Source organism: Streptomyces sp. NPDC060064 (genome assembly GCF_042736455.1).
GTDB lineage: Bacteria > Actinomycetota > Actinomycetes > Streptomycetales > Streptomycetaceae > Streptomyces.
In genome coordinates this window covers 95,572-121,048 of the sequence record NZ_JBHWWF010000022.1, presented here as the reverse complement: position 1 = coordinate 121,048, position 25,477 = coordinate 95,572, and the positions used below count along the sequence as shown (strand labels likewise).

Below are 25,477 nucleotides of genomic sequence, written 5' to 3'. Positions count from 1 at the left end.
TCCATGACTGATCTGCTGGACATGGAACTCGGCCCCGTCGTCGCCGAACAGCCCGACCCGCTCCTGTTCGCCACCGTCTCCGGGGCGCATCTGTACGGATTCCCGTCCCGGGATTCGGACGTGGACCTGCGCGGGATCCATCTGCTGCCCGTGGTGGAGCTGCTGGGGCTGAAGGAGCCGGAGGAGACCCGGTCCCGGATGTGGGACCGGGACGGCGTCGAGATGGATCTGGTCACGCATGACGTACGGAAGTTCGTACGGCTGATGCTGCGGCGCAACGGATACGTACTGGAACAGCTGCTGTCGCCGCTGGTGGTGCACACATCGGACGCCCATACGGAGCTGGCGGAGCTCGCCCCGGGCGTGCTCACCAGCCACCACGCCCATCACTACCGGGGGTTCGCGAACACCCAGTGGCGGCTCTTCGAGAAGACCGGCGAGCTCAAACCGCTGCTCTACACCTTCCGCGCGCTGCTCACCGGTATTCATCTGATGCGCAGCGGCGAGGTGCAGGCGCATCTGCCCACGCTGCTCGGGGAGGTCGACGCCCCGGGCTATCTGCCCGGCCTGATCGCGGCCAAGGCGGACGCCGAACACGGTCCGGCGTCGGGGGCCGGCCCGGCAGACGCGCGCGCCGATGTGGACGCGCTGCACGCCGTACTCGACGAGGCGCGGCTGGCCTCGCGGCTACCCGACGAGCCCACCGCCTACGAAGCCCTGCGCGACTTCGTCGTCCGCGTACGCCTGGAGAGCTGAGGTCCTGCGGGTACGGAACAGGAAGTCCTCGACCCGTGCCCGGTCCGGCTCGGGCGGCAGCGGGGAGCCCGGCGCCGCGGCGTCGGCCTCATCGGCGAGGCGTGTCATCCACGCCTCGACCCGCGGCCACGGCACCTCGCCCCGCTTGACCTCGAGCAGCCGCTCCCGGTCGGCGCCGACGTCGATCACCAGCTCGCCCGTACGCAGCAGATCACGGCAGCTGCCAAGGAGACGCAGCAGATGCATGGCGTGCTTCCAGCGCGGGGCGCCGTGCCGGGCGACGTCCGCCGTCAGCTTCTTGCGCTGGCCGTCCGCGTAGCGCACGAAGGTCTGGTGGGCGGCGCGGGAGAGGAACGCCCCGCGCAGGGCGAGCAGTTCACGTCCGGTGTCGTCGATGTGCTCGACGAGCGGTGAGTGCAGGCACTCGAGGACGTTCGGGTTGGCGCGCAGTGCGAGCTCCAGGAAGCGTTCCAGCTCCCAGGAGAACTGCTCGTCGGCCGGTCCCTCGATGTGGGTCGGGGGCTTGTCGAAGCGCCAGTAGAGCGGGGCCGGGGCGAGGAAGATCCCGCGGCGGTCGGTGTCGCTGCCGTCCGTGGCCAGCCCGAAGGCGCGCGACCCCATCACGCAGGAGTAGATCGTGCGGTCGCGTACGAGTGCTGCGGGGGCCGGTTCGGGAGGCATGCGCGAGAGGGTACGTGAGCGGGCTAGGTCAGCATGATGGTGTCCCCGGAAACGGTGATCTGCTTCGGCGGCAGCGGCCTGGGCGCGGGGCCGTCGACGACGGAGGCGTTCTCGATGCTGAATTTGCTGCCGTGGCAGGGGCAGTCGATGGTGCCGTCCGCGACCTTGTTGACCGTGCAGCCCTGATGGGTGCAGATGGCCGAGAAGGCCTTGAAGTCGCCCGACGTCGGCTGCGTCACGACGATCTTCCGGTCGCCGAAGATCTTTCCGCCGCCGACCGGGATGACGGAGGTCTTGGCGAGCTCCTCGCCGGCCGCAGGTGCCGGGCTGTTCGGCTGCTCGCCGGTCTTGGGCGCTGCGGGCGTCGGCTGCTCGGAGGTGGAACCGCCGCCCTCGTCGCCGTATTTGCTGCAGCCGGTCACCAGCGCGGCGGCGCCCGCCGCGCCCACCGCCAGCACCGTACGTCGCGGAGTCTCCATGGCCGTATGTCTCCCTATGTCGTGACCCCCATCGTGCGGAAGAACCACAGCGCCGAGGTCAGCCAGATCACCGTGAGCGCCGTGAAGGCGGCTCCGCCGACGACCGGCAGCAGCCAGCCAGGCAGCCGTTCCGCTCGCAGCAGGAGCATCTTGGCGCTGAAAACGCCGAAGAAGAAGCAACCCAGCAGCGAGTGCCACATAACGCGCGTGCTGTACGTCTGATAGCCCAGTCCGTACAGGCAGTGGACGGCGACGGGCACGGCGAGCAGAAAGGCGATCCTGCCCGACCAGCGGTGCAGTGCGGGGGCCCAGGAGGCGGCGCGTACGCCCGGCAGCCTGCCGTACATCGCGAACGCCGAGCCGACCTGGACGACGGCGAAGGCGAGGGCCGCCGTGCCCAGCCAGGACTTCACCGCCCCGGTGCTGCTGAAGCCGGCGAGGTTGAAGGCCGTGCCCGCCGGATCGTGCACCTTTCCGTACGCCCCGAGGCCGACCGCGACCGCGGCGGCGACGAGAGCGGGGACGAGGAAGCGTGCGGCTCCCGGGCCCGCGTGGTTGTTGGGGCTCCCCGGGAACGAGGCGGTGCGGGCGTTGGGGTCGACGGGGGGACCGAAACTCATGACGCACCTCAGGGGACGACGGGGCGGGCGGTGAGCCGGGTGCCGTCCACCACGACGGCGCCGGATGCGGGGTCGATCCGGGGCGCGGCGGCGGGCTTGCCTTCGCGGTTGAGAATGCCGACCTGGCGGCCGTCCGGCAGGACGATCCAGCCGCCGTCGATCTTCGCGCCGCGCACCTCGGCCGTGGCGCGGTACAGGCCGGACGGCCTGACCGCCTTGGCGGCGGAGAACTGCCAGGTCCGGTCCCGGATTTCGACCGTACCGTCGATCTTCCCGGCGCGCAGAACGCCGTCGAGGCGGGCGCCGTCCCCGCCGGTCAGCCGCATGCTGCCGTCGTCCTCGACATCGCCCTTCAGCCAGGACTCCTGGTTCTTGCCGTCACAGAAGTACCCGATCGCTTTTCCGTCGCGTACGGATACGGAGACGGCGGCGGTGTCGTCCGCCGTACGGCCCGCGTAGGCGGAGTCGGGCGCCGGGGTCGGCGTGGGGGAGGGGGCCGCGGGCGGCGTCGTGCTCGTAGCGGGTGTGGATGCGGGAGCGGTCGGCGTCGGTGTCGCCGTGGCCCCGTCGTACGAGGACTTGACCTTCGTCCCCGTCGTGGCGTTGAGCGAGAGCATGAAAATGCCCAGCAACAGCCCGGCCAGCAGTGTGAACAGAGGTCCTGAGGGCTTCATGGGCGGCCTTCCCCGGTGGGCAGGGCATGCGCAGACCACCATGCAACTGCACCCGCAGCGCCGCGTCCAGTCGTACGCTGCTTCACGCCCAGGGCGTGAGCTCCCGCGCGTGGCCGTCCGTGTCCCGGCGCACCGCGAGCACTCCGGTGACGGCCGCCCGCTCGATCGGCCCGTACACATGCGGGAAGAGCATGTCCTCGGAACCCTCCCAGCGGACCTCGGAGCCGAGCGCGGTCTCGTCGATGAGAAGCACCAGCAGGTCAGGCAGATCACGGAACGGGCCGTTGGCGATGGCGAGTGCGGCCGGCCCGTCGGGCGAGCAGTGCACAAAGCCGTCGGTGGTCAGCGAGGCCGGGGCGTACGGACGGTCCACGTCCGCCGTCCACTCGTCCACGGGTACGACATGAAAGAGCATGCCGTCAGTTGTAGCGCAGGGCCGCCGAGCGCCGGTTCGCCCAAGTGGCGGTGTGGTCCGTTTTTCATCGGGCAGCAGCGGGTCCGACGTACGGACCTACGGAGGTACGCGCCTGCTCGCGGCGGCCGCCCTCTCCGGATGTCTCGGAGGGCGGTCGCCGCGGCCGTGTGTCCCGGCACCTGACTACGCTGAATGGAGCACTCGCACATTAAGGAGCACGACGTGGCGGTACGAGCGGTCCGTGGAGCCGTCCAGCTGGAACGGGATGAGGCCGGACACATGGACGAGCAGGTCAGCGAGCTGCTCACCGCCCTCCTGGAGCGGAACGGACTCGGCGCGGACGATCTCATCAGCGTCTGGTTCACGGCCACACCCGATCTGCACAGCGACTTCCCGGCAGCCGCCGCGCGCAAGCTCGGCATCGTCGACGTACCGCTGATCTGCGCGCAGGAGCTGGACATCGTCGGAGCCATGCCGCGCGTCGTACGGATACTCGCGCACGTGGAGTCCGAGCTGCCCAAGTCAGAGATCGCGCATGTGTACCTCGGTGCCGCGGCCGCCCTCCGCAAGGACATCGCCCAGTGAGAACCGCCGTCGTCATCGGAACCGGCCTGATCGGCACGTCCGCGGCCCTCGCTCTGGCGGGCCGCGGAGTCGCCGTCCACCTCGCCGACCACGACCCGGAGCGGGCCCGCACCGCTGCCGCACTCGGCGCCGGGACGGACCAGCCGCCGGAGGGACGGGTCGACCTGGCGATCGTCGCCGTACCGCCGGCACATGTCGCCACCGCGCTCGCCGAAGCGATGCGCAGCGGGATCGCCCGCGGCTACCTCGACGTGGCGAGTGTGAAGGGCGGGCCCCGCCGCGAGCTGGAGGCGCTCGGCCTCGACCTGAGCGGCTACATCGGTACGCATCCGATGGCGGGCAAGGAGCGCTCGGGCCCGCTCGCGGGCACGGCGGACCTGTTCGAGGGCCGCCCATGGGTGCTCACGCCCACGCGCGACACGGACACCGAGGTCCTCAACCTCGCCCTCGAGCTGGTGGCGCTCTGCCGTGCCGTCCCGGTGGTCATGGACGCCGACGCGCACGACCGGGCGGTCGCCCTGGTCTCCCACACCCCTCAGCTGATCTCCTCGATGGTCGCGGCGCGTCTCGAGGAGGCGGACGACACAGCAGTACGGCTCTGTGGCCAGGGCATCCGCGACGTCACACGGATCGCGGCCTCCGACCCCCGGATGTGGGTCGAGATCCTCTCGGCGAACCCGGGCCCGGTGGCCGATGTACTGGCCGGGGTCGCGGCGGACCTGGACGAGACGGTCCAGGCGCTGCGGGCCCTGCAGTCCTCGGACCAGTCCAAGCGCCAGGGCGGCGCGGAGGGCATCGAGGACGTCCTGCGCCGCGGCAACGCGGGCCGGGTCCGGGTCCCCGGCAAGCACGGCCAGGCCCCGACGTCGTACGAGATCGTGGCGGTCCTGATCAGCGACCAGCCGGGGGAGCTGGCCCGTATCTTCGCGGACGCCGGCCGCGCGGGCGTGAACATCGAGGACGTCCGTATCGAGCATGCGACGGGCCAGCAGGCGGGCCTGGTGCAATTGATGGTGGAGCCGACGGCGGCGACGGTCCTCACGGCATCCCTGCGGGAGAGGGGCTGGTCGATCCGGCAGTAGTTCCGGCAGTAGTTCCGGCAGTAGTGGTCGACCTGGCACCGACCGGCGCACAGGTGCTGCCCACGGCTCCGCCATCCGTGTGTCAGGACGGTGCTGAGTACTCGGTAACCTTGTGCAGGGTCCCTTGGCATTTCCGCCGGCCCACCCCGCGTACCAGGAAGGTGTCCGACACCGTGGAATCCGTGATCGTCGCCATCGATGGCCCCTCCGGCACGGGCAAGTCGAGCACCTCCAAGGCCGTCGCCGCCGCTCTGGGGCTGAACTACCTGGACACCGGTGCGCAGTACCGGGCGATCACCTGGTGGATGATCAGCAACGGCGTCGATGTGCAGGACGCCGCCGCGGTCGCCACCGCCGCAGCCAAGCCCGCCATCGTCTCCGGCACCGACCCCGCCGCCCCGGCCATCACCGTCGACGGCGTGGACGCCGCCGGGCCGATCCGCACCCAGGACGTCACCTCCAAGGTGAGCGCCGTCAGCGCCGTCCCCGAGGTGCGGGCCCGGATCACCGAGCTGCAGCGTTCCATCGCCGCGGCCGCCGAGAAGGGCATCGTCGTCGAGGGACGCGACATCGGCACCACGGTCCTGCCCGACGCGGACCTGAAGATCTTCCTGACCGCTTCGCCGGAGGCCCGCGCCGCCCGCCGGTCCGGCGAGCTGAAGGGCTCCGATGTCGCGGCCACCAGGGAAGCCCTGATCAAGCGGGACGCGGCCGACTCCAGCCGTAAGACCTCGCCGCTCGCCAAGGCGGACGACGCGGTCGAGGTGGACACCACCGACCTGACCCTGCAGCAGGTCGTCGAGTGCGTCGTCACCCTCGTCGAGGAGAAGCGGGCCGCCCGGTGACCGCACCGTCCGAGAAGGGCGCGGCGGTCGGCCGGGGTATCGGCATCGGGCTGATGTACGGGCTGTGGAAGCCGCGGGTGCTGGGCGCCTGGCAGGTTCCGGCGGCCGGACCGGTGATCCTCGCGGTGAACCACTCGCACAACATCGACGGGCCGATGCTCATGGGCACCGCCCCCCGTCCCGTGCACTTCCTGATCAAGAAGGAGGCGTTCGTCGGTCCCCTCGACCCGTTCCTGCTCGGAATCGGTCAGCTCAAAGTGGACCGTACGATCGCCGACCGCACCGCCATCACCAACGCGCTGAGCGTGCTGGAGAACGGCGGAGTCCTCGGTATCTTCCCCGAGGGCACCAGGGGCGAAGGCGACTTCGCCTCGCTCCGCGCCGGGCTCGCCTACTTCGCGGTACGCAGCGGGGCGCCGATCGTCCCGGTGGCGGTGCTGGGAAGCACCGAGCGCCGCGGACGGTTGATAAAGGCGCTGCCCGCGCTGCGCAGCAAGGTCGACGTCGTCTTCGGCGAGGCCTTCGAAGCGGGCGACGGCAGCGGTCGGCGCACCCGCAAGGCGCTGGACGACGCCACCGTACGGATCCAGGAGCGGCTGACCGCCCACCTGGAAAACGCCAAGCGTCTCACCGGGCGCTAGGTAAGACTTGAGTAGTGGACCGCGCGATCGCGGGGCCATCGATGATGCAACGTAACGAGGTACGGACTTCATGAACGACCAGATCCACTCCGGCGACGAGCACGGGGAGCTTGGCGACGCCGAGTACGCGGAGTTCATGGAGCTCGCCGCGGAAGAGGGCTTCGACGTCGACGACGTCGAGAACGCGATCGGCGAGGCCGGTCACGGCCCGCTGCCCGTCCTCGCCGTCGTCGGCCGCCCCAATGTCGGCAAGTCGACCTTGGTGAACCGCATCATCGGGCGCCGCGAGGCCGTCGTCGAGGACAAGCCCGGCGTCACTCGCGACCGCGTCACCTACGAGGCCGAGTGGGCGGGCCGCCGCTTCAAGGTTGTCGACACCGGCGGCTGGGAGCAGGACGTCCTCGGCATCGACGCCTCCGTAGCCGCCCAGGCCGAGTACGCGATCGAGGCCGCCGACGCGGTCGTCTTCGTCGTGGACTCCACGGTCGGCGCCACCGACACCGACGAGGCCGTCGTCAAGCTGCTGCGCCGGGCCGGCAAGCCTGTCGTGCTCTGCGCCAACAAGGTCGACGGGCAGAGCGGCGAGGCGGACGCGACCGCCCTGTGGTCGCTCGGTCTCGGCCAGCCGCACCCCGTCTCCTCGCTGCACGGCCGCGGTACGGGCGACATGCTCGACGCCGTCCTGGAGGCGCTGCCCGAGGCCCCGGCCCAGACCTTCGGCAACGTCGTCGGCGGCCCGCGCCGTATCGCCCTGATCGGCCGCCCGAACGTCGGCAAGTCCTCGCTGCTGAACAAGGTGGCCAACGAGGACCGGGTCGTCGTCAACGAGATCGCCGGCACCACCCGTGACCCGGTCGACGAGCTGATCGAACTCGGCGGTATCACCTGGAAGTTCGTCGACACGGCGGGCATCCGCCGCCGCGTCCACCTCCAGGAGGGCGCGGACTACTACGCCTCGCTGCGTACCGCCGCCGCCGTGGAGAAGGCGGAGGTCGCGGTCGTACTGATCGACGCGACCGAGTCCATCAGCGTCCAGGACCAGCGGATCATCACCATGGCCGTCGAGGCGGGCCGCGCGATGGTCGTCGCCTTCAACAAGTGGGACAACCTCGACGAGGAGCGCCGCTACTACCTCGAGCGCGAGATCGAGACCGAGCTCGGGCAGATCGCCTGGGCGCCGCGGGTCAATGTCTCCGCCCGTACCGGCCGCCACATGGAGAAGCTGGTCCCGGCGATCGAGACGGCGCTGGCGGGATGGGAGACCCGGGTCCCCACCGGTCGGCTCAACGCCTTCCTCGGCGAGATCGTCGCCTCGCACCCGCACCCCATCCGCGGTGGCAAGCAGCCCCGCATCCTCTTCGGCACGCAGGCCGGCACCAAGCCGCCGCGGTTCGTGCTCTTCGCCTCCGGCTTCCTGGAGCACGGCTACCGGCGCTTCGTCGAGCGCCGGCTGCGTGAGGAGTTCGGCTTCGAGGGCACCCCGATCCACATCTCGGTTCGGGTGCGCGAGAAGCGCGGCCGCAAGAAGTGACGTAACGACGTGGCGCTGCCCCGGACCGGTGAACGGTCCGGGGCAGCGCCATATGGTCTCTCGCGGGTCACAGACCTCTGCGGGGTGCCGGTGGCAGCGCCGCCGGCTTGTGCATACCGCTGTGCGGACGGACCCCGGGATACGACTGCCAGGTCCCGGGGTGGACCGTATGGCCCGGATGACCTGAGGGGCCGCCGTGGCTGCTGTGCGGCCCCGTGCCGAAGGCCCTGAAGTCGAGATCCTCCTCCCCGCTCCGGTCGCCCGGAAAGGCCCGGAACGCCCTGCGGTACTCGGAGTACAGCGCGTCGTAGATCGGCGTGGGCGAGTGGCCTGCCGGTCCGTCGCTCGCGGGGCGCATGGAGGGGATCTGGCTCTGGTACGGCTGGCGGGAGGGGTCGTATGAGTGCACGTACCTGCAACGAACTCGCCGTCGGACAGATGCGGTCTCGGCGGAGCCGGATTCTTCCGGGGGACGGTACAAAGACGTGCGCCGGGTGTACGTCTCCGTACTCCCGGCGTATGTCGCGCGCTCCGTCAGTCGTTCCTCAGGTGCCTGCTCAGGTGCCCGCGAGCGGCATGGCCGCGGCGACCAGCCGGCCGCCGGCCGCCGCCTTCTCCAGCGCCGCACGCAGCAGGTCCTCGCGGGGCTGCTGGCCGATGGAGCCCACCGGCGCGGCGAAGACCAGGACCGTGTGCGACTTGTTGGCGGCCGCGCGCCAGCCGTCCGTGACCTGCAGTGGCTGATGGGCCTGCCACCAGGCGACCGGGCTGCCGCCGCCGGTGCCGGGCTGGAGCACGGCGTGCAGCTGGCCCATGGCGACCAGGACGGACCAGCCGGGCAGTTGATTGGGCCGCTGGTTCACGTCGGCGATCGGCAGGAAGCCCTGTTCGATGAGGAGCGGGAGGAAGTCGTCGCCGCCGCTGCCGGTCGTGCCGGGGCGGGCGATGGGCGCGGTCGGTTCGACGACCAGGGCCGGGTGCAGTTCGCCCTCGATCAGTACCAGTCCGCTGGTGATGCCGAGGACGGCCTGCTTGGGACCGGCGCCGGGGATCTGCTGCTCCTCGCCGGTGATGGACCGTACCGCGCCCAGCAGTTGGTCCTCGGCGACCTGGACGACCTGTGAGGGGATGCAGGAGGCGTGGGCGAAGGCGAGAACGGCGGTCTCGTCGCCGACGAACAGCACCGTGCTGGTGCGTTCCTGCTCGGAGTCGCCCGGGGTGCGGCAGGAGGTGCAGTCGTAGCTGCCCGGGCTGTTCCTGCCGGCGAGCAGCCGGTCGGCCTCTTCGTCGCCGATCTCGGCGCGTACGTCCTCGCTGACGTCGAGCATGCGCGGCACGGGTGGCTCCTCGAACTTGAGCGGACTTGATACGTGCGCCGGGCGGTTCCCGGCTCGTCATGAGCTCAACGGGTGATCTGTGGCCGGAGTCACGCGCGAGAAGGAACGGAATCGCACCATCCAACGCAAGCGGTGATGTGACGGCCGGAATTGGTTACTCCATGTCAACAGCTGCTGGGTGCATGGAAGTTGGCGCGGTGAACCGAGTCACAGATCAGTTCACCGGCAGGTCGACAAATCATGAAATCAGCGAATCAAGTGGGTGACCGGAAATCGTCAGTACTGCGAGTAACAGGCAACTGGCCTGGAATGACAAGGGATTGGTTGATACCAGAGGGTTGACCTCTCTAGATTCCTCCGCCGTGTGCAGAGAGCACCGCCCGGGACAACCCGCCGGGCCGTACAGCCAGTACGGCACAGAAGCAGCACAGCACGACCACCTCAGGCGGGTGAGGCGGAGCGGACAAGGGCGCCGGATGCGCCGAAGTCCGCACCGCCCCGAGGGACCCCGGGTCCTTCGAGAGGGATTTGATGTTCACGAGTTCCCGTTCCATACGCAGGCGTGACACAGCAGCGCTCGTAGGTGCCGCACTGGTGGCACCGCTGGCACTGCTCGCCTCCACGGGCGAGGCCCGGGCGGCGGACAACGGAGTATGGGACCGCATCGCATCGTGCGAGAGCGGCGGAAACTGGCACATCAACACAGGCAACGGCTACTACGGCGGGCTGCAGTTCTCCGCCGGCACCTGGCGCGCCTACGGTGGCGGGGCGTACGCGTCCACCGCCGACAAGGCGAGCAAGGGGCAGCAGATCGCCGTCGCCGCGAAGGTCCAGCGGGCGCAGGGCTGGGGCGCATGGCCCACCTGCGCGGCGCGGGCCGACGCGTACGGCACTGCACCGGGGGCATCCGAGGCCGCCGCTCCCAAGGCCCACACCAACGCCAGGACCAAGGCCAAGGTCAGGACCAAGGCCAATGTCCAGGCCGAGGCTCCGGCAAAGGCGCCGGAGCGGGCATCGAACCACACCGGCCGCGGCAGCGCCCGCGGCGGCGACTACACCGTCCGCCGCGGCGACACCCTGAGCGGGATCGCCGCCGCGCACGGCGCGGACTGGCGCGTCCTGTACGCCGCCAACAAGACCGTCATCGGCGGTGATCCGAACCTCATCGTGCCCGGGCAGAAGCTCGCTCTCTGAGGCGTCCTTCGGCAGCCCCGCCCGGGTCCGACCGGGTGGGGCTGCCTGCCGTCGCGCGCGGCACCCGCTCTCGCCGTGCCGCGCTGCCTAGCGTGACCCGATGCCGAAGATCAGCTTTTGGCCCGCGGCCCTTTTGGCCCTGCTGCTGGCGCTCGTCCCGTTGCGCGGTGCGTACGCCGCGCCCCGCCTTCCACCGCCGCCCGCCCCCGGCAGTCCCGGTATCGGCAGCCCCGGTATCGGCGCAGACGCGGGGCCGCCCGACTGTGCCGCCAGTGGCTGGCCCTGGAGCTGCCTCGCCGAGTGCGAGGGCGGCGGGAACTGGCACATCAACACAGGCAACGGCTACTACGGAGGGCTGCAGTTCTGGCAGTCCACCTGGGTGAAGTACGGCGGACTCGTGTACGCGCCGCGCGCCGATCTCGCCACCCGCGAGGAGCAGATCGAGGTGGCGCAGGAGGTGCTGCGTATGCAGGGCTGGGGCGCCTGGCCCGCCTGCTCCAGGAAGTACGGGCTCAGCGGCCGGGTCCATACGGTCGAGCCGGGCGACACCCTCTTCGCGATCGCCACGCGCTACCGGATCACGGGTGGCTGGCAGGCCCTCTACACAGCCAACAAGAAGCTGATCGGGAGCTCTCCGGACCGGCTCAAGGCAGACACGATGCTGGTCATTCCGGCGTCGGCATCGGCATCGGCAGCTCGGTGGGCTCTCCGCCCGTCTCATCCCGCAGGGCCTGAAGGCTGAGGGCTACCACGTCGTCAGCGAACAGACCGACTTCGCCCTTCCGAATTTCCGTGCGGTCGCCGCCGGCCTCGAACCATCTCGGTACCGGCCGAGCCTCCCATGGCCGCCGCACCTGTCCGTCGTTCGCCCGCCGACAGGATGACAAGGGGCCGGGTCACCCGGAATGGAGAGATGAACGACAGCTGCTTCACCGTGCCCCAGCTTCCCTACCGGCCTTAGGAGCCAAGTAAAGTCCACTCGTGCCGAAACCAAGACCAGGGGGACGCGGCAGCGTATGCACATCTCTTTCCTGCTCCACAACGCGTACGGCATCGGCGGGACGATCCGGACGGCGTTCAACCTGGCCCATGCCCTGGCTCAGCGGCACGACGTCGAGATCGTCTCCGTCTTCCGCCACCGTGACGAGCCCACCCTCGGCGCCCCCTCCGGCGTCACCATGAAGCACCTGGTCGATCTGCGCAGAAACAGCCCCGACTACGACGGCAACCACCCGGACTACAAGCGCCCGGCGAAGGTCTTCCCGCGCGGCGACGGCCGGCACAAGCAGTACAGCCGCCTCACCGACGCCCGGATCGCTGCCCACTTGGGATCCCTCCGGGCCGATGTCGTGATCGGCACCCGGCCCGGGCTCAATGTCCATATCGCCCGCCAGACCAGGAACGGCCCGGTCCGTGTCGCCCAGGAGCACCTCACGCTGGACAGCCACGGCTACCGGCTCCGCCGCGAGATCGGCCACCGCTACCGCTTGCTCGACGCTGTCACCACTGTCACCGAGGCGGACGCCGGGTCCTACCGCACGCAGCTGAAGCTGCGCGGCGTACGCATCGACTCCGTCCCCAACAGCGTGCCCGTGCCCACCGTCCCCCCGGCCGACGCCTCCCGCAAATGGATCGTCGCGGCCGGTCGGCTGACCAAGGTCAAGCGGTACGACGTGCTGGTCAAGGCCTTCTCCAAGGTGGTCGCGGCCCGCCCCGACTGGCGGCTGCGGATCTACGGCAGCGGAGACGCGACGGGCAACGAGAAGAACGCCCTGCACGCCCTCATCGGGGAGCGCGGGCTGCACAACCATGTCTTCCTGATGGGGCCCGCCAATCCGCTCGAACCGGAGTGGGTCAAGGGCTCGATCGCCGCCGTCACCTCCAGCATGGAGTCGTTCGGCATGACCATCGTCGAGGCGATGCGCTGCGGCGTCCCCGTCGTCTCCACCGACTGCCCGCACGGGCCCGGCGAGATCATCGAGGACGGTGTCGACGGCCGGCTGGTGCCGGTCGGCGACGTGGACGCGATCGCCGACGCACTGCTCGAGCTGATCAACGACGACGAACTGCGCCGGCGCACAGGCCGGGCGGCGCTCACCGCATCCGCCCGCTTCGACCCGGCGAGGATCGCGGAGCGCCACGAGGCCCTGTTCACCGAGCTGGTCGCACGCGCCAGGAGCGGTCGCTCGCGCAGCGCGCTGCGCGACGCGCTGCACCGCGGCTGGGGCGCGGTGTACGACGCGGTCTACTCCCTGCGCTATCTGGCCGCCGACGCGATCCGGAAAAGGAAGAAGACCTCATGACCATGTCCACCACCTCGGCCACCGAGCGGCGGACACCACGGGCGGACTGCGTCGCGGACGCGGCCTGCGGTATCACCTTCGACCTGGCCGGTGCCAGCTCGCCGGACGCGGTGCTCGTGCTGAAGCGGCACGGCAAGGACGCGACGGACGAGGTGCGGCTGCGGCTGACCCCTTCGGGGGACGGCACTTCGCGCGCCGTACTGCCCAGCACGGTCGAACTGGCCGAGGGCCGCTGGGATGTCCGCACCGCCGACGGAGACGCCGTCGAGCCCGGCATACGGGATCTGCGGGCGCTCGTCGACCGCGCCCCCGAAGCCGGCCGGATCGACGTGCGCGTCCCGTACCCGACGGCGGACGGCAAGCTCGCGGTGCGCTGCTGGGTGCGCGCGCCGCACGCCGAGGCGGGCGACATCGGCCTGGCGCGCGAGCGGGGCGCGGTGACGGTGGAGGGCCGGCTGTACGGGGCCGAGCTGGGCGAGGGAGCCGTGGCCGAGGCCAGGCTCCGCTCCGGCGACCGGGTCCACAAAGTGCCGGTGACCGGCGAGGGCAGCTCCTTCGCCTTCACTCTGCCGTGCGGGCCGATGGCCGAAGTGCCTGTCGGCAAAGAGCAGTTGTGGGAGCTGTGGCTGCGCCCCGCCGCGGACGCAGCCGGGGTGCGGATCTCCCGCATCCTCGACGACATCTGGGACAAGAGGGCCATCTTCGTGTACCCCAAGGTGACCACGGACACCTGCCACGCAGCCGCCTGCTACACGGCCGACAACGACCTCGGCGTACGTCTCACCGCAGCGGGCTGACGTCGCCCTGCGCATCTTTGAGGACAGTGGCTGTCCTCAATGGCTGGCAGACTCGCAGCCATGTTGGAGACCTCGGCAAGACTGCTGCGCCTGCTCTCATTGCTGCAGGCCCACCGCGAATGGTCCGGCTCCGATCTGGCCGACCGGCTCGGTGTCACCCCGCGCACCGTACGGCGCGATGTCGACCGGCTGCGCGAGCTCGGCTACCCGGTCAACGCCAGCCCCGGCACGGGCGGCGGCTATCAGCTCGGCGCGGGGGCCGAGCTGCCGCCGCTGCTGCTCGACGACGAGGAGGCGGTGGCCGTCGCGGTCGGCCTGCGTACCGCCGCCGGAAACGGCATCGAGGGCATCGGCGAAACGTCCGTACGCGCCCTGGCCAAGCTGGAGCAGGTGCTGCCCAGCCGGCTGCGCCGCCGGGTCGGCGCGCTCAACGCCTTCACCGTGCCGATGCTGCGCAGCCCGCACGGCTCCACCGTCGACGCGAGTGTGCTGACCGAGCTGGCCAACGCCTGCCGGGACAGCGAGCGACTGCGTTTCGACTACCTCGACCACAGCGGCTCCGTCACCCGCCGCAGCGTCGAACCGCACCGCCTCGTCTGCACCGAGCGGCGCTGGTATCTCGTCGCCTGGGACCTGGAGCGCGCCGACTGGCGCACGTTCCGGGCCGACCGCGTCACGCCGAAGCCGCCGCACGGCCCCCGCTTCGCCCCGCGTACTCCGCCGGCCGAGGATCTCGCCGCATATGTCTCCCGTGGCGTCTCCACCCGCGCCTACGCGGCACAGGCGGTCATCCGGCTCCATACGTCCGCCGAGCTGGCCGCCCGGACCATCGGCCCGTCCGACGGGGTGCTGGAGGCGGTCGACGACAGCAGCTGTCTGCTGCGCACCGGGGCCGCGAGCCTGGATGTGCTGGTCATCCATGTGATGCTGATGGGCGTGGACTTCGAGGTGATCGAGCCGCAGGAGCTGACCGAGCACATCAGGACGGTGCGGGACCGGCTGTCCCGGGCCCTCGGTTGATGGCCTCCTGCTCTTCCACCAGCTGCTCCAGTACCGCGAACTCGGGATGGTGCAGATCGAAGGCGGGCGACTCGGAGCGGATGCGCGGGAGGGTCACGAAGTTGTGGCGCGGCGGTGGGCACGAGGTCGCCCACTCCAGTGAACGCCCGAATCCCCATGGGTCGTCCACCTCGACCTTCTTCCCGTACTTGGCCGTCTTCCAGACGTTGTAGAGGAACGGCAGCGTCGAGATGCCGAGCAGGAACGAGCCGATGGTCGAGACGGTGTTGAGGACCGTGAAGCCGTCGGCCGCCAGATAGTCCGCGTACCGCCGCGGCATGCCCTCCGCGCCCAGCCAGTGCTGGACCAGGAAGGTGGTGTGGAAGCCGATGAACAGCGTCCAGAACTGGATCTTGCCGAGCCGTTCGTCGAGCATCTTTCCGGTGAACTTGGGCCACCAGAAGAAGAAGCCGCCGAAGGTCGCGAAGACGACGGTGCCGAAGACGACGTAGTGGAAGTGCGCCACCACGAAGTACGAGTCGGTGACATGGAAGTCCATCGGGGGCGAGGCCAGGATGACGCCGGTCAGCCCGCCGAAGAGGAACGAGACCAGGAAACCGATGGCCCACAGCATCGGTGTCTCGAACGACAGTGAGCCCCTGAGCATCGTCCCCGTCCAGTTGAAGAACTTCACCCCGGTCGGGATCGCGATCAGGAAGGACATGAACGAGAAGAAGGGCAGCAGCACCGCTCCGGTGGCGAACATATGGTGCGCCCACACCACCACCGAGAGTCCGGTGATGGCCATGGTCGCGGCGACGAGCGTGAGGTAACCGAAGATCGGTTTCCGGGAGAAGACCGGGATGATCTCGGTGACGATGCCGAAGAAAGGCAGCGCGATGATGTAGACCTCGGGATGGCCGAAGAACCAGAACAGGTGCTGCCACAGCAGCGCCCCGCCGAACTGCGGCTGGAACACCATCGATCCGAGCCGCCGGTCCGACTCGAGCACCAGCAGCGCCGCCGCGAGCACGGGGAAGGCGAACAGCACCAGGATCGACGTGAAGAGCACGTTCCAGGTGAAGATCGGCAGCCGGAACATCGTCAGGCCGGGCGCGCGCATCCCGACGATGGTGGTGATGAAGTTGACCGCGCCGAGGATCGTGCCGAAGCCCGCCAGGGCGAGACCCATGATCCACATGTCGGCGCCGATGCCCGGCGAGCGCTCCAGGGAGTTGAGCGGGGCGTAGGCGAACCAGCCGAAGTTCGCCGGGCCGCTCGGGCTCAGCAGGGAGCCGAGCACGATCAGGGCGCCGAAGAGATACAGCCAGTACGAGAGCATGTTCAGCCGGGGGAAGGCCACGTCGGGCGAGCCGATCTGCAGCGGCATGATCTCGTTGGCGAAGCCGGCGAAGGCCGGAGTGGCGAAGAGCAGCAGCATGATCGTGCCGTGCATCGTGAACAGCTGGTTGAACTGGTTGTTGCTCATCAGCTGCAGCCCCGGGCGGGCCAGCTCGGCCCGCATCATCAGGGCCATCAGTCCGGCGATCAGGAAGAAGAGGAACGACGTGATCAGGTAGAGATGCCCGATCTTCTTGTGGTCGGTGGTGGTCAACCAGTCCACGAGCACCGTGCCCGGCCGCCGTACCCGGGCCGGCCCCGCTGTGGCCTCGGCGGTCTCCGTACCCATCGCTGCCCCCAGGCTGTCCGCGGCTCGGGCTTCGGTCATTCGGTATCGGGCTCCAGACATGATGCTCGCCGTCGGTCGTCTCCAACAGGGTGCGTACGCGGGGGAGTGGACGTTCGGCCGAGAGACGGTACGAAGGTGTCGGTGGATTCCGTAAGGAACCGGTGAATTCTCTACGCCCCGTCAATTCGCCCTCTCTCGCTTGACGGAGGGTATTTCTGCCGGGAATTGAGCATGGTAGCCAAGGGCTCCTGAATTACCGTGCAAGCCGCTCTGAACTGCTCGTTCGAGTGATGGCGTTCGAGTTAAACGCGTGTCGTGATCCTGTGACAGAAGCGTGACCGGTGAGGTACGTGGGACTGCTGATGCGTAAGCGGGCCCGGCTTCCGTCACCGTCCGCCGCCGCCTACGGTGGGTGGCATGGTTCCCACACCGACTCCTCCCGCACAGCCCGACGACGCCGCCGAGGCGTATGTCGGACTCGCCGCCGAGGACGCCGAGCAACTGGCCCGCGAGCGCGGCTGGACCACCGTCAGAGCGCTGCCGCCGGGCGCGATCATCACCATGGAGTACCTGATGGGCCGGCTCAACTTCGAGGTGGAGGGCGGCACCGTCATCCGCTGCTGGCCAGGCTGACCCAGCTGACATCCGGGTACGACGAAGGCCCCGACCAGGACGGTCGGGGCCTTTGTCGTACGGGCAACGGAGCGCGCTCCGTTCCCCGTCAGCCGCCCGTGGCCGGCCGTGAGGTCGGCGGACGGCGGCTGCCGGACGGAGTGATCGGCATCCGCTCGGAGCGCACCGCGTGCGACCGCGGCTGCGTGAGCTGCGACGTCGTCCTCGTGCTGGACGGCGGCCGGGTGCCGCCGCCTGCGGCCACCGGCTCGCGGCTCTGACCCTCGTCCTGCCCGGCCCCGCGCTGCGGGAACATCGAGGGCCTCGGACCACCGGCCGCGACCGGCAGCGAAGGAGCGAGCCGACGGCGCGCACGCCACTGCTCGCGCAGCGAGAGGATCCAGGCCTCCGCACGGCCGATCAGCGGCTCGCACCAGGGCAGGGCGAGCAGGATCAGCAGCCCGGCTGCCCAGCCGAGCAGCACATCGCTCAGCCAGTGCGTACCGAGATAGACGGTCGTGAGGCCGACACCGAGGGAGACCACCGCCGAGACCGCCGACAGATAGCGTCTGGCTCGCGGAGTGGTGGCCAGATACGCCAGGATTCCCCAGGTCACGACCGCGTTCGCGGTATGCCCGGAGGGAAATATATCGCCGCCGGCGAAGAGTTCGGCGGAACCGATCTGCGTCGCGTAGTGGGGGCCGAGGCGGCCGAGACCGATCTTGACGGCGCCAACCGTCGCGTTGAGCAGCAGCAGCGAGGCGCCGAGCGCGAGCAGGGGGCGCAGGGTGTGCTGACGCCAGGAGCGCCAGCCCAGCCAGGCCGCCACCATCACGGCCGTAGGCCCGCGCTGGCCGAGCACCACGAAGTAGTCGAGAAAGGCGTGCAGCTCCGGCCACTGCTGATAAGGCCGGAAGAGCATGACCTTCCAGTCGATGATCACCAGCCAGGTCGGGGCAAGCACGGCCACGACGATGGCGAGATAGAACACCAACGTCCCGCCGAAGAGGGCGAGACGGGTGCGGCTCATCCGCGGGATCTCTATCTTCGGCGGTTCCGGCTCCCGGTCCAGCCGGGCAAAGATGTCGGTACGCACCCAATCGACGTTACAGCGAGTGAGTGTCGGCCCAGGTCGATCCGGCGTGTTTGTGATGACGATGTGATGTGGAGTATGTCTCAGCTCCGGCTTTATTCCGGGCCAATACGGAAATCCCGGTGACCTCGTGTCCCATTTCCTCGGCGGCGCTCTCGGGGGTGCTCTTTCTGTGCATCAGAAATAGTTCACCGCTTGCCCGTACGGAATTTTCCCCCCATTCGGAGCCGCCCAAGATCGGCTCCGGTGAGGCCCTGGTCAGGGCGTCCACGGGGGGCCGACAGGGCGTCCGCGGGGCGTCCAGAGGGTTGCGGAGTGGCGTACGCCACACGCGAGTGGGCTTCGGGGTGAGAGATGGACCACGCGCCACACGCCTGAACTCGCGTACGCTGACGGCTCACTCGCCCGTCGATGCCGGGCCGCTCTGTGGGACACCACTCAATACCGTCCCCGGCTGGCCCACCGAGCGCGAGGGACTCATGGGAGGTACGTGTACATGTCCGGGACGACCACGGCCGGAGCGCGGCTGCGTGCCGTCGGCGGCGGTGCCAACCGCTGGGTCGTCCTTGTCGTCCTCTGCATCAGTCTTCTGCTGGTCGCCCTCGACGCGACCGTGCTGCATGTCGCCGTCCCCGCCGTCACCGAGGACCTCCGCCCCAGCGGCGTCGAGCTGCTGTGGATCGTGGACGCGTACCCCCTCATCTGTGCCGCGCTGCTGATCCTCTTCGGCACTCTCGGTGACCGGGTCGGCCGCCGCCGTGTTCTGCTGATCGGCTACGGAATCTTCGGCGCCGCCTCCGCGGTCGCCGCCCTCGCCACCAACCCCGAGGTGCTGATCGGGGCGCGCGCCCTGCTCGGCGTCGGCGGCGCGATGATCATGCCCGCGACGCTCTCGATCCTCCGCGCGGTCTTCCCGGACCGGCGGGAGCGGGCGATGGCGATCGGCATGTGGACCGCGGTCGCCGCGGTCGGCGCCGCCACCGGACCCGTACTCGGCGGCTTTCTCGTCGAGCACTTCTGGTGGGGCTCGGTCTTCCTGATCAACATTCCGCTGATGGCACTGATCCTGCCGATGGGCCGCTGGCTGCTCCCCGAGTCCAGGGGCGGCGCCGACGGACCCTGGGACGTGCTCGGCGCGCTGATGGCGGCAGGCGGAGTGCTCGGCGCGGTCCTCGGCGTGAAGCGGCTGGGCGCCGGCGATACGGTCCTCGACGTCAGAACGGTCGGCCCGCTGCTGCTCGGCGGTGTGCTGCTCGCCCTGTTCGTACGGCGGCAGAGGCGCCGTGCGCACCCGCTGATCGATATGCGGATGTTCGCCAGGGTCGCCTTCTCCACCTCCGTCGGCTGCATCGTGCTCGCCATGCTGGCGCTGGTCGGCCTGGAGCTGATCGCCGTCCAGTATCTGCAGCTGATCCTCGGGCTCAGCCCGCTGGAGACCGGTCTGCGGCTGCTGCCGCTGACCTTCGCCGCGATGGCTGCCGGCGCCACCGGCTCGCACACGCTGCACCGGATCGGCCCGCGCCGGATGGTCGGCTGGGGCTTCGTCCTGACCGCCGCGGCGGTGCTGCTGCTGACCCTGATGGGACAGCACGACCGGCCGTGGCTGCTCACCACGGGCTTCGTATTCCTCGGCTTCGGGCTGCAGACCACGCTGTTTGCCGCGTACGAGTCGATGCTCAGCGAGGCTCCGCCGGACCAGGCGGGCGGCGCGGCCGCGATCGGCGAGACCTCCTACCAACTCGGTGCGGGCATGGGGATAGCCCTGCTCGGCAGCGTCATGAACGCGGCCTATGCGCCGTCGCTCGTCAACCTCACGGGCGTCCCCGGCTCGGCGAGCTCCGCCGCGGCCCACTCGCTGGGCGAGGCCTACCAGGTGGCGGACCGGCTGGGCGGTGGCTCCGGAGAGTTGCTGCGCACCACTGCCCGTCACTCCTTCGTCAACGGCCTCCATGTCACGCTCCTGGTCAGCGCGGGCCTGCTGCTGCTCGGCGCGCTCGCCGCGCTGCGGCTGCCACGGGTGATGGAGTGCGCGACGGTCGAGAAGTGCCCGAAGCCGAGGCGCCCGGAAGTCTCGCTGCCGGCAAGCCGCCGGCCCGCCGAGGTGACCGGGTCTGGACGCACGGCACGCTGAGCCGTAACGTCAGCCCGTGCCGTAACTAACACTGCTAGTTTTCGGTGATCCTGTCCGTCACCTTCTCCGTTTCCCCGTTTCTCCGTGAACTTTTCTGTGAACCGCTGTGTGAGCGCCACCGGAGGCCACGTCATGTCCGCACCCTCGAAGCTGCCGCCCTTCGACGCCGGTGACCCCCTCGGTCTCGACGATCTGCTCGACCCCGAGGACCTCGCGATCCGCGACACGGTCCGCACCTGGGCCGCCGACCGCGTCCTGCCGTACATCTCCGACTGGTACGAGAGCGGAGAGCTCCCCGCCATCCGTGAACTGGCCCGCGAGCTCGGCTCGATCGGCGCGCTCGGTATGTCGCTGAAGGGATACGGCTGCGCGGGCGCCACCGCCGTCCAGTACGGATTGGCCTGCCTGGAGCTCGAGGCCGCCGACTCCGGCATCCGCTCCCTCGTCTCCGTACAGGGCTCGCTCGCCATGTACGCGATCCACCGCTTCGGCTCCGAGGAGCAGAAGCAGCGGTGGCTGCCCGGCATGGCAGCCGGCGAGATCATCGGCTGCTTCGGCCTGACCGAGCCCGACCACGGCTCCGACCCGGCCGGTATGCGCACCTTCGCCAAGCGCGACGGCGGCGACTGGGTGCTCACCGGCCGCAAGATGTGGATCACCAATGGTTCGGTGGCCGGTGTCGCCGTGGTGTGGGCACAGACCGACGAGGGCATTCGCGGGTTCGTCGTACCGACCGACGCCGCCGGCTTCTCCGCGCCCGAGATCAAGCACAAGTGGTCCCTGCGCGCGAGCGTCACCAGCGAACTCGTCCTCGACGAGGTGCGGTTGCCGGCCGACGCCGTACTGCCGGAAGTCACCGGTCTGAAGGGTCCGCTGAGCTGTCTGTCGCACGCGCGCTACGGCATCGTCTGGGGCTCGATGGGCGCCGCGCGGTCCAGCTTCGAGGCGGCTGTTGAATACGCGAAGACGCGCGAGCAGTTCGGCAGGCCGATCGGCGGCTTCCAGCTCACCCAGGCCAAGCTCGCCGACATGGCCGTCGAACTGCACAAGGGGATCCTGCTCGCGCACCATCTGGGCCGTCGTATGGACGCCGGGAAGCTCCGCCCCGAACAGGTCAGCTTCGGGAAGCTCAACAATGTGCGGGAGGCGATCGAGATCTGCCGCACCTCGCGCACCATCCTCGGTGCGAACGGGATTTCGCTGGAGTACCCCGTGATGCGTCATGCGACAAACCTCGAGTCGGTGCTCACCTACGAGGGCACCGTCGAGATGCACCAGCTGGTGCTGGGCAAGGCACTCACCGGCCTGGACGCCTTCCGGTAGGCCGGCGGACTGTCGTCCTTGAACGCCGGACAGGCTCGCGAGCCGGCGAGCACCTTGCTCAGCTCTGGTTGAAGAAACCGTCCTGAGTGGAACGGCCTGCGGCCTCCCCGCTGACCACCTGAGTGTCGGCGGGGCTCAGCAGGAAGACCCGGGTGGCGACGCGCTCGATCGAGCCGCGCAGGCCGAAGGTCAGTCCCGCGGCGAAGTCCACCACCCGCTTTGCGTCACTGGGCTCCATGGACGTCAGGTTCACGATGACCGGGACGCCGTCCCGGAACAGCTCGCCGATGGCACGGGCGTCCCGGAAGCTGTCCGGGGAGACCGTCGCGATCCGGCGGCCCTGCTCCTGGGCGGACTCGGAAGCCACGCGCACCCGGGGGTCGGTGACCCACGCGTCGCCCGTCTCCGCGCCCTCGGCGTACTCGTCGTCGTAGTAACGCTCGTCACTGTCCTCGACGAGTCCCAGCCAGGCGCTCGCCTTGCGCACCGAACCCATGACGCCTCCTTCCGCTCCAGTCCGCTCACTGCGGTCTTGTATCGTTCCGCATCCCTATGGTCGTCCATAGTGCGGATCGCGCGCCAAGTAGATAGTCGCCGCGCAGGTGATTCGTGACGGTACTGGTGCAGAAGATATGGCGATTCGTCAAGATTCGTCGTGCGCACGGGGCGTGGCGGACTCAAAATATGAAAGTCGGGCCGGACGGGTGATGGTGGAGCGTACGGGTGAACGGGTGGCTCGATACGATGCCTCCCGCACTGTTGAACGACTCTCGGGGGACCGTCGTGTTCGGAATCGTCAGACCATGCACTCACCGGCTCACGGACGGCCTCAAGGCCGAGTGGATGGCTCATCTCTGCGGGCTCTGCCTGGCACTTCGCTCCGACCACGGCCAGTTCGCCAGGGTCGTCACCAACTACGACGGCCTGATCGTCTCGGTTCTGACGGAGGCTCAGACCGAACGCACCCCCGCCGCACGGCGCATCGCGGGCCCCTGCCCGCTGCGCGCCATGCGTACCGCGCCCGTCGCCCGGGGCGAGGGTGCGCGCCTGGCGGCGGCCGTCTCGCTGGTGCTGGCCTCGGCGAAGGTACGGGACCACGTGGCCGACCGGGACGGGGTGTTGGCCCGCAAGCCGGTGGCCGCCGCGGCGCGCCGGGTCGCCGCGGGCTGGGACCGGGCCGGGGCACGCACCGGCGCCGAGCTCGGCTTCGACACGGCGGTGCTGCTCGACGCCATCGACCGGCAGACCGGGATCGAGTCGCTGGCCGGTCCTGGCACCCCGCTGCTGACCGTCACCGAGCCGACCGAGACGGCGACCGCGGCAGCCTTCGCGCACACCGCCGTACTCGCCGGAAGGCCGGAGAACGTGGCGCCGCTCGCCGAGGCCGGCAAGCTCTTCGGACGGCTGGCACATCTGCTGGATGCCGTGGAGGACAGGGAAGCTGACGCAGCGTCGGGTGCCTGGAACCCGCTGACCGCGACCGGCACCTCACTGGCCGAGGCACGCCGGCTCGCCGACGACGCGGTGCACGGGGTGCGCCTCGCACTGCGCGACGCCCGCTTCATCGACGACAGGCTGGTGCATGTGCTGCTCGCCCACGAGCTGCGTACCTCGGTGAACCGTGCGTTCCGCACGACGACCTGCTCGCATCAGGGGCACGGCGCGCCACAGCCGCCCCAGCACGGAAATCCGTACCAGGGCGGCGGCTACGGCCCTTACGGCTCGAACAACCCCTACGGCGGCGGCAACCCGGGAGTGCCCGGCGGGCCCGGCGGCCCCGGTGGGCTGCCTCCGCAGTTCGGCGGTGAACCGCCGAAGCCCAAGAAGCGCGGCTTCCTGGCCGGCTGCGCCGTCTTTACCGGGCTGTTCTGCACCTGCCAGATCTGCTGTGCCAAGGAGTACGAGGGCCCCTGGTCCCGCAAGAAGCGCGAGGGCTGCTGCCGCGACTGCGACTGCGATTGTTCCGGCTGCGACTGCTGCTGCCCCTGCGACGGTTGCTGACGGACCGTCGGATCACTTCGGTTCCGCCGTCGGATCACTTCAGCTCCGGCGGCGAGATCTGCGACTTCTCGATCGCCGACTCCGTGGTGCCCCACTTCTTCAGGATCCGGTCGTACGTCCCGTCCGTCTTGAGCTTGTTCACCGCGGCCTGGAAGGCGGGCGCCAGCGGTGTGCCCTTCTTGAAGGCGAAGCCGACGTCGAGCCGCTTGAACTCATTGAGGAACTTGGTGCCCTGCTGCTGGGTGACGGCGTAGCGGAGCCCGTTGATGGTGCTCATCACCACATCGCTGCGGCCCTGCTGCAGCGAGATCCAGATCGCGCCCGACTCGCCGTACGTCTGGACCTTGTACGGCTTCTTGCCCGCCTCGGAGCAGCGGCCCTTGTTCTTCTCCAGGGACGCCTCGAACGTGGTGCCCGCGCCGGTCGCGACATTCAGACCGCAGAGATCGGTGAAGTCCGAGATCTTCGTCAGTCTGCTGTTCTCGAGCGCGGCGAAGCCCTGGCCGTCATTGATGTACGTGACGAAGTCGATGGTCCTGCGTCGCTCGTCCGTCACCCCGAAATTGCCGGTGCCCAGGTCGTACTTGCCGCTGCTCAGCGCCGGCAGGATCGCCTCGAAGCTCGCCACCTCGCGCTTCAGCTTCAGCCCCAGCACCTTGGCGGCGGCCTCCGCGAAGTCGATGTCCTGGCCCGCGACGGTCTTGCCGTCCTCCAGGTAGGCGGCGCCCGGCGGATTGCCGACGGAGGTGGCGATGGTGAGGGTTCCCCTGCTGCGTACGTCCGCGGGCAGCAGTTTCGCGATCGCCTCGTCCTTCGGCACCGACGACACCACATCGTCGGTCGGGATCCGGCCGGGCCCGCCACTTGGCTTGGCGCCGACGCCGGCGGTTGCCGGGTCGCCCGAGCCGCACGCGGTGACGGTGAGCGCGGCGGCGGTGATCAGCGCGAAGACGGCGGCGTGGCGTTTCCTGCTCATGATGCGGGGGTCCCCAGGTGCTTCTCGAACGGCAGCGGGCCGATCGACTCCGGATCTGCGGACAGATCGAAGAGCGGGCGGTATCCGGCGGCCAGATAGAGGCCCTTGGCCTCGGGCTGGCGCGGACCGGTGGTCAGATGGATCCGGGAGTAGCCGTGCTCGGCTGCATCCCGTTCGAGTACGCGCAGCACGCGCCGGGCCAGGCCGCGGCGGCGGTGCGCGGAGTGCGTCCAGATCCTCTTGAGTTCGGCCGTCGTGGCGTCGTAGCGGCGGTACGCGCCACCGGCCACCGGCCGGCCCTGCTCCAGGAGCAGCAGAAACGCACCGCCCGGCGGAGCGAACTCCTCGGACGGGTAGCGCTCCAGATCGAAGGCGGAGCCGTACCGGCTGATGTACTCGTGCGCCAGTTCCTCGAGGAGCGGACGGGCGAGCGGGTCGTCGACCGTGGTCCGGCGTACGGACAGCGCGGAACCACGGCTCGGGGTGAAAGTCATGTGTGCCCTTCTTCGAGCAGGCAGAAGGAACCAGGGTGTGGCGAGGGGGAGTGATACGCGGCGTTATGCGGGTGAAGGCGCGACATGCGAGAAATGCAGGAAGACGGCGCGAAGGCGCGAGCGCGGGCGCGAGAAAGGCAGCGGGGTCAGCTCAACAGGAAGAGGACCACACGCGACCGAAGTCGATGTGGGAGCGCGTGACCAGCCACTGCTGCGAA

The 25,477-nt window shown here is 69.7% G+C and carries 27 protein-coding genes; 15 read left to right on the top strand and 12 right to left on the bottom strand.

Features of this window, described 5'->3' with window-relative positions; all coding sequences use genetic code 11:
* Window positions 1-3 precede the first annotated feature (3 nt).
* On the top strand, window positions 4-756 hold the full coding sequence (locus ACFWDI_RS25360; RefSeq protein ID WP_385307081.1) for a DNA polymerase beta superfamily protein: 753 nt from the start codon (window positions 4-6) through the stop codon (window positions 754-756).
* On the opposite strand, the gene ACFWDI_RS25355 is transcribed toward ACFWDI_RS25360, so the two are convergent.
* The 5 genes from ACFWDI_RS25355 to ACFWDI_RS25335 all read right to left on the bottom strand — a co-directional run bounded on the left by ACFWDI_RS25355 (window position 688) and on the right by ACFWDI_RS25335 (window position 3,625).
* Entirely contained in the window at window positions 688-1,437 is a 750-nt protein-coding gene (locus ACFWDI_RS25355) for a DNA polymerase beta superfamily protein (protein WP_385307080.1), read from the bottom strand. The genes ACFWDI_RS25360 and ACFWDI_RS25355 overlap by 69 nt on opposite strands.
* Before the next feature lie 23 nt (window positions 1,438-1,460).
* Complete coding sequence (locus ACFWDI_RS25350; protein WP_385307079.1) at window positions 1,461-1,916, bottom strand: Rieske (2Fe-2S) protein; 456 nt, start codon at window positions 1,914-1,916, stop codon at window positions 1,461-1,463.
* Between the two features lie 14 nt (window positions 1,917-1,930).
* Window positions 1,931-2,536 (bottom strand): DUF6529 family protein, encoded by a 606-nt coding sequence (locus tag ACFWDI_RS25345; RefSeq protein ID WP_385307077.1) that lies wholly within the window; start codon window positions 2,534-2,536, stop codon window positions 1,931-1,933.
* A gap of 8 nt (window positions 2,537-2,544) precedes the next feature.
* The gene (locus tag ACFWDI_RS25340; RefSeq protein ID WP_385307076.1) at window positions 2,545-3,210 is read right to left on the bottom strand and encodes a hypothetical protein; all 666 of its coding nucleotides are present in this window, start codon (window positions 3,208-3,210) and stop codon (window positions 2,545-2,547) included.
* 82 nt (window positions 3,211-3,292) lie between these two features.
* Window positions 3,293-3,625 carry a DUF952 domain-containing protein gene (locus ACFWDI_RS25335; protein ID WP_327322691.1) on the bottom strand — a complete coding sequence of 111 codons (333 nt, stop codon included), beginning with the start codon at window positions 3,623-3,625 and terminating at the stop codon, window positions 3,293-3,295.
* 222 nt (window positions 3,626-3,847) lie between these two features.
* On the opposite strand from ACFWDI_RS25335, the gene aroH reads away from it, so the two are divergent.
* The 5 genes from aroH to der all read left to right on the top strand — a co-directional run bounded on the left by aroH (window position 3,848) and on the right by der (window position 8,309).
* Window positions 3,848-4,210: a chorismate mutase gene (gene aroH, locus ACFWDI_RS25330; RefSeq protein WP_385307074.1), complete on the top strand. Its 363-nt coding sequence runs from the start codon at window positions 3,848-3,850 to the stop codon at window positions 4,208-4,210.
* Window positions 4,207-5,292 carry a prephenate dehydrogenase gene (locus ACFWDI_RS25325; protein ID WP_385307072.1) on the top strand — a complete coding sequence of 362 codons (1,086 nt, stop codon included), beginning with the start codon at window positions 4,207-4,209 and terminating at the stop codon, window positions 5,290-5,292. The genes aroH and ACFWDI_RS25325 overlap by 4 nt, the downstream gene beginning before the upstream one ends.
* Window positions 5,293-5,453: 161 nt before the next feature.
* A complete protein-coding gene (cmk, locus tag ACFWDI_RS25320) occupies window positions 5,454-6,137 on the top strand; it encodes a (d)CMP kinase (RefSeq protein WP_385307070.1) in 684 nt (227 codons plus the stop codon).
* Window positions 6,095-6,778, top strand: a complete 684-nt coding sequence (locus ACFWDI_RS25315) for a lysophospholipid acyltransferase family protein (protein ID WP_385307069.1) — start codon at window positions 6,095-6,097, stop codon at window positions 6,776-6,778. The genes cmk and ACFWDI_RS25315 overlap by 43 nt, the downstream gene beginning before the upstream one ends.
* Window positions 6,779-6,848: 70 nt before the next feature.
* On the top strand, window positions 6,849-8,309 hold the full coding sequence (der, locus tag ACFWDI_RS25310) for a ribosome biogenesis GTPase Der (protein WP_385307068.1): 1,461 nt from the start codon (window positions 6,849-6,851) through the stop codon (window positions 8,307-8,309).
* 67 nt (window positions 8,310-8,376) lie between these two features.
* Here der and ACFWDI_RS25305 read toward each other — a convergent pair whose 3' ends face one another.
* Window positions 8,377-8,667, bottom strand: coding sequence for a hypothetical protein (locus tag ACFWDI_RS25305; protein WP_385307066.1), 291 nt, complete (start codon window positions 8,665-8,667; stop codon window positions 8,377-8,379).
* Window positions 8,668-8,866: 199 nt separating this feature from the next.
* Entirely contained in the window at window positions 8,867-9,646 is a 780-nt protein-coding gene (locus ACFWDI_RS25300) for a hypothetical protein (protein ID WP_327322685.1), read from the bottom strand.
* Between the two features lie 531 nt (window positions 9,647-10,177).
* Between ACFWDI_RS25300 and ACFWDI_RS25295 the strand changes: the two genes are divergently transcribed.
* The 5 genes from ACFWDI_RS25295 to ACFWDI_RS25275 all read left to right on the top strand — a co-directional run bounded on the left by ACFWDI_RS25295 (window position 10,178) and on the right by ACFWDI_RS25275 (window position 14,960).
* Window positions 10,178-10,840, top strand: coding sequence for a transglycosylase family protein (locus tag ACFWDI_RS25295; protein ID WP_385307065.1), 663 nt, complete (start codon window positions 10,178-10,180; stop codon window positions 10,838-10,840).
* A gap of 100 nt (window positions 10,841-10,940) precedes the next feature.
* Window positions 10,941-11,582, top strand: a complete 642-nt coding sequence (locus tag ACFWDI_RS25290) for a transglycosylase family protein (protein ID WP_385307064.1) — start codon at window positions 10,941-10,943, stop codon at window positions 11,580-11,582.
* A gap of 274 nt (window positions 11,583-11,856) precedes the next feature.
* A complete protein-coding gene (locus tag ACFWDI_RS25285; protein ID WP_385307063.1) occupies window positions 11,857-13,143 on the top strand; it encodes a glycosyltransferase family 4 protein in 1,287 nt (428 codons plus the stop codon).
* Entirely contained in the window at window positions 13,140-13,940 is an 801-nt protein-coding gene (locus tag ACFWDI_RS25280) for a hypothetical protein (protein ID WP_385307062.1), read from the top strand. Before ACFWDI_RS25285 ends, ACFWDI_RS25280 begins: the two co-directional genes overlap by 4 nt.
* Window positions 13,941-14,000: 60 nt before the next feature.
* Entirely contained in the window at window positions 14,001-14,960 is a 960-nt protein-coding gene (locus ACFWDI_RS25275; protein WP_385307060.1) for a helix-turn-helix transcriptional regulator, read from the top strand.
* On the opposite strand, the gene ctaD is transcribed toward ACFWDI_RS25275, so the two are convergent.
* The gene (gene ctaD / locus ACFWDI_RS25270; RefSeq protein WP_385307113.1) at window positions 14,920-16,629 is read right to left on the bottom strand and encodes a cytochrome c oxidase subunit I; all 1,710 of its coding nucleotides are present in this window, start codon (window positions 16,627-16,629) and stop codon (window positions 14,920-14,922) included. The genes ACFWDI_RS25275 and ctaD overlap by 41 nt on opposite strands.
* Before the next feature lie 417 nt (window positions 16,630-17,046).
* Between ctaD and ACFWDI_RS25265 the strand changes: the two genes are divergently transcribed.
* A complete protein-coding gene (locus tag ACFWDI_RS25265; RefSeq protein WP_327322679.1) occupies window positions 17,047-17,262 on the top strand; it encodes an I78 family peptidase inhibitor in 216 nt (71 codons plus the stop codon).
* Window positions 17,263-17,350: 88 nt separating this feature from the next.
* On the opposite strand, the gene ACFWDI_RS25260 is transcribed toward ACFWDI_RS25265, so the two are convergent.
* Entirely contained in the window at window positions 17,351-18,337 is a 987-nt protein-coding gene (locus tag ACFWDI_RS25260; protein WP_385307059.1) for a phosphatase PAP2 family protein, read from the bottom strand.
* A gap of 493 nt (window positions 18,338-18,830) precedes the next feature.
* Here ACFWDI_RS25260 and ACFWDI_RS25255 point away from each other — a divergent pair, with 493 nt between their 5' ends.
* Together ACFWDI_RS25255 and ACFWDI_RS25250 are read left to right on the top strand one after the other, a co-directional pair.
* Entirely contained in the window at window positions 18,831-20,465 is a 1,635-nt protein-coding gene (locus ACFWDI_RS25255; protein WP_385307058.1) for an MFS transporter, read from the top strand.
* Window positions 20,466-20,597: 132 nt separating this feature from the next.
* Window positions 20,598-21,788: an acyl-CoA dehydrogenase family protein gene (locus ACFWDI_RS25250; protein WP_385307056.1), complete on the top strand. Its 1,191-nt coding sequence runs from the start codon at window positions 20,598-20,600 to the stop codon at window positions 21,786-21,788.
* A gap of 58 nt (window positions 21,789-21,846) precedes the next feature.
* On the opposite strand, the gene ACFWDI_RS25245 is transcribed toward ACFWDI_RS25250, so the two are convergent.
* On the bottom strand, window positions 21,847-22,284 hold the full coding sequence (locus tag ACFWDI_RS25245) for a cell division protein SepF (protein ID WP_362689608.1): 438 nt from the start codon (window positions 22,282-22,284) through the stop codon (window positions 21,847-21,849).
* A gap of 287 nt (window positions 22,285-22,571) precedes the next feature.
* Here ACFWDI_RS25245 and ACFWDI_RS25240 point away from each other — a divergent pair, with 287 nt between their 5' ends.
* Complete coding sequence (locus tag ACFWDI_RS25240) at window positions 22,572-23,789, top strand: DUF5685 family protein (RefSeq protein WP_385307054.1); 1,218 nt, start codon at window positions 22,572-22,574, stop codon at window positions 23,787-23,789.
* A gap of 34 nt (window positions 23,790-23,823) precedes the next feature.
* Here the strand turns inward: ACFWDI_RS25240 and ACFWDI_RS25235 are convergent, their stop codons facing one another.
* On the bottom strand, window positions 23,824-24,765 hold the full coding sequence (locus ACFWDI_RS25235) for a transporter substrate-binding domain-containing protein (RefSeq protein WP_385307052.1): 942 nt from the start codon (window positions 24,763-24,765) through the stop codon (window positions 23,824-23,826).
* Complete coding sequence (locus ACFWDI_RS25230) at window positions 24,762-25,259, bottom strand: GNAT family N-acetyltransferase (protein ID WP_385307050.1); 498 nt, start codon at window positions 25,257-25,259, stop codon at window positions 24,762-24,764. The genes ACFWDI_RS25235 and ACFWDI_RS25230 overlap by 4 nt, the downstream gene beginning before the upstream one ends.
* Between the last annotated feature and the right edge of the window lie 218 nt (window positions 25,260-25,477).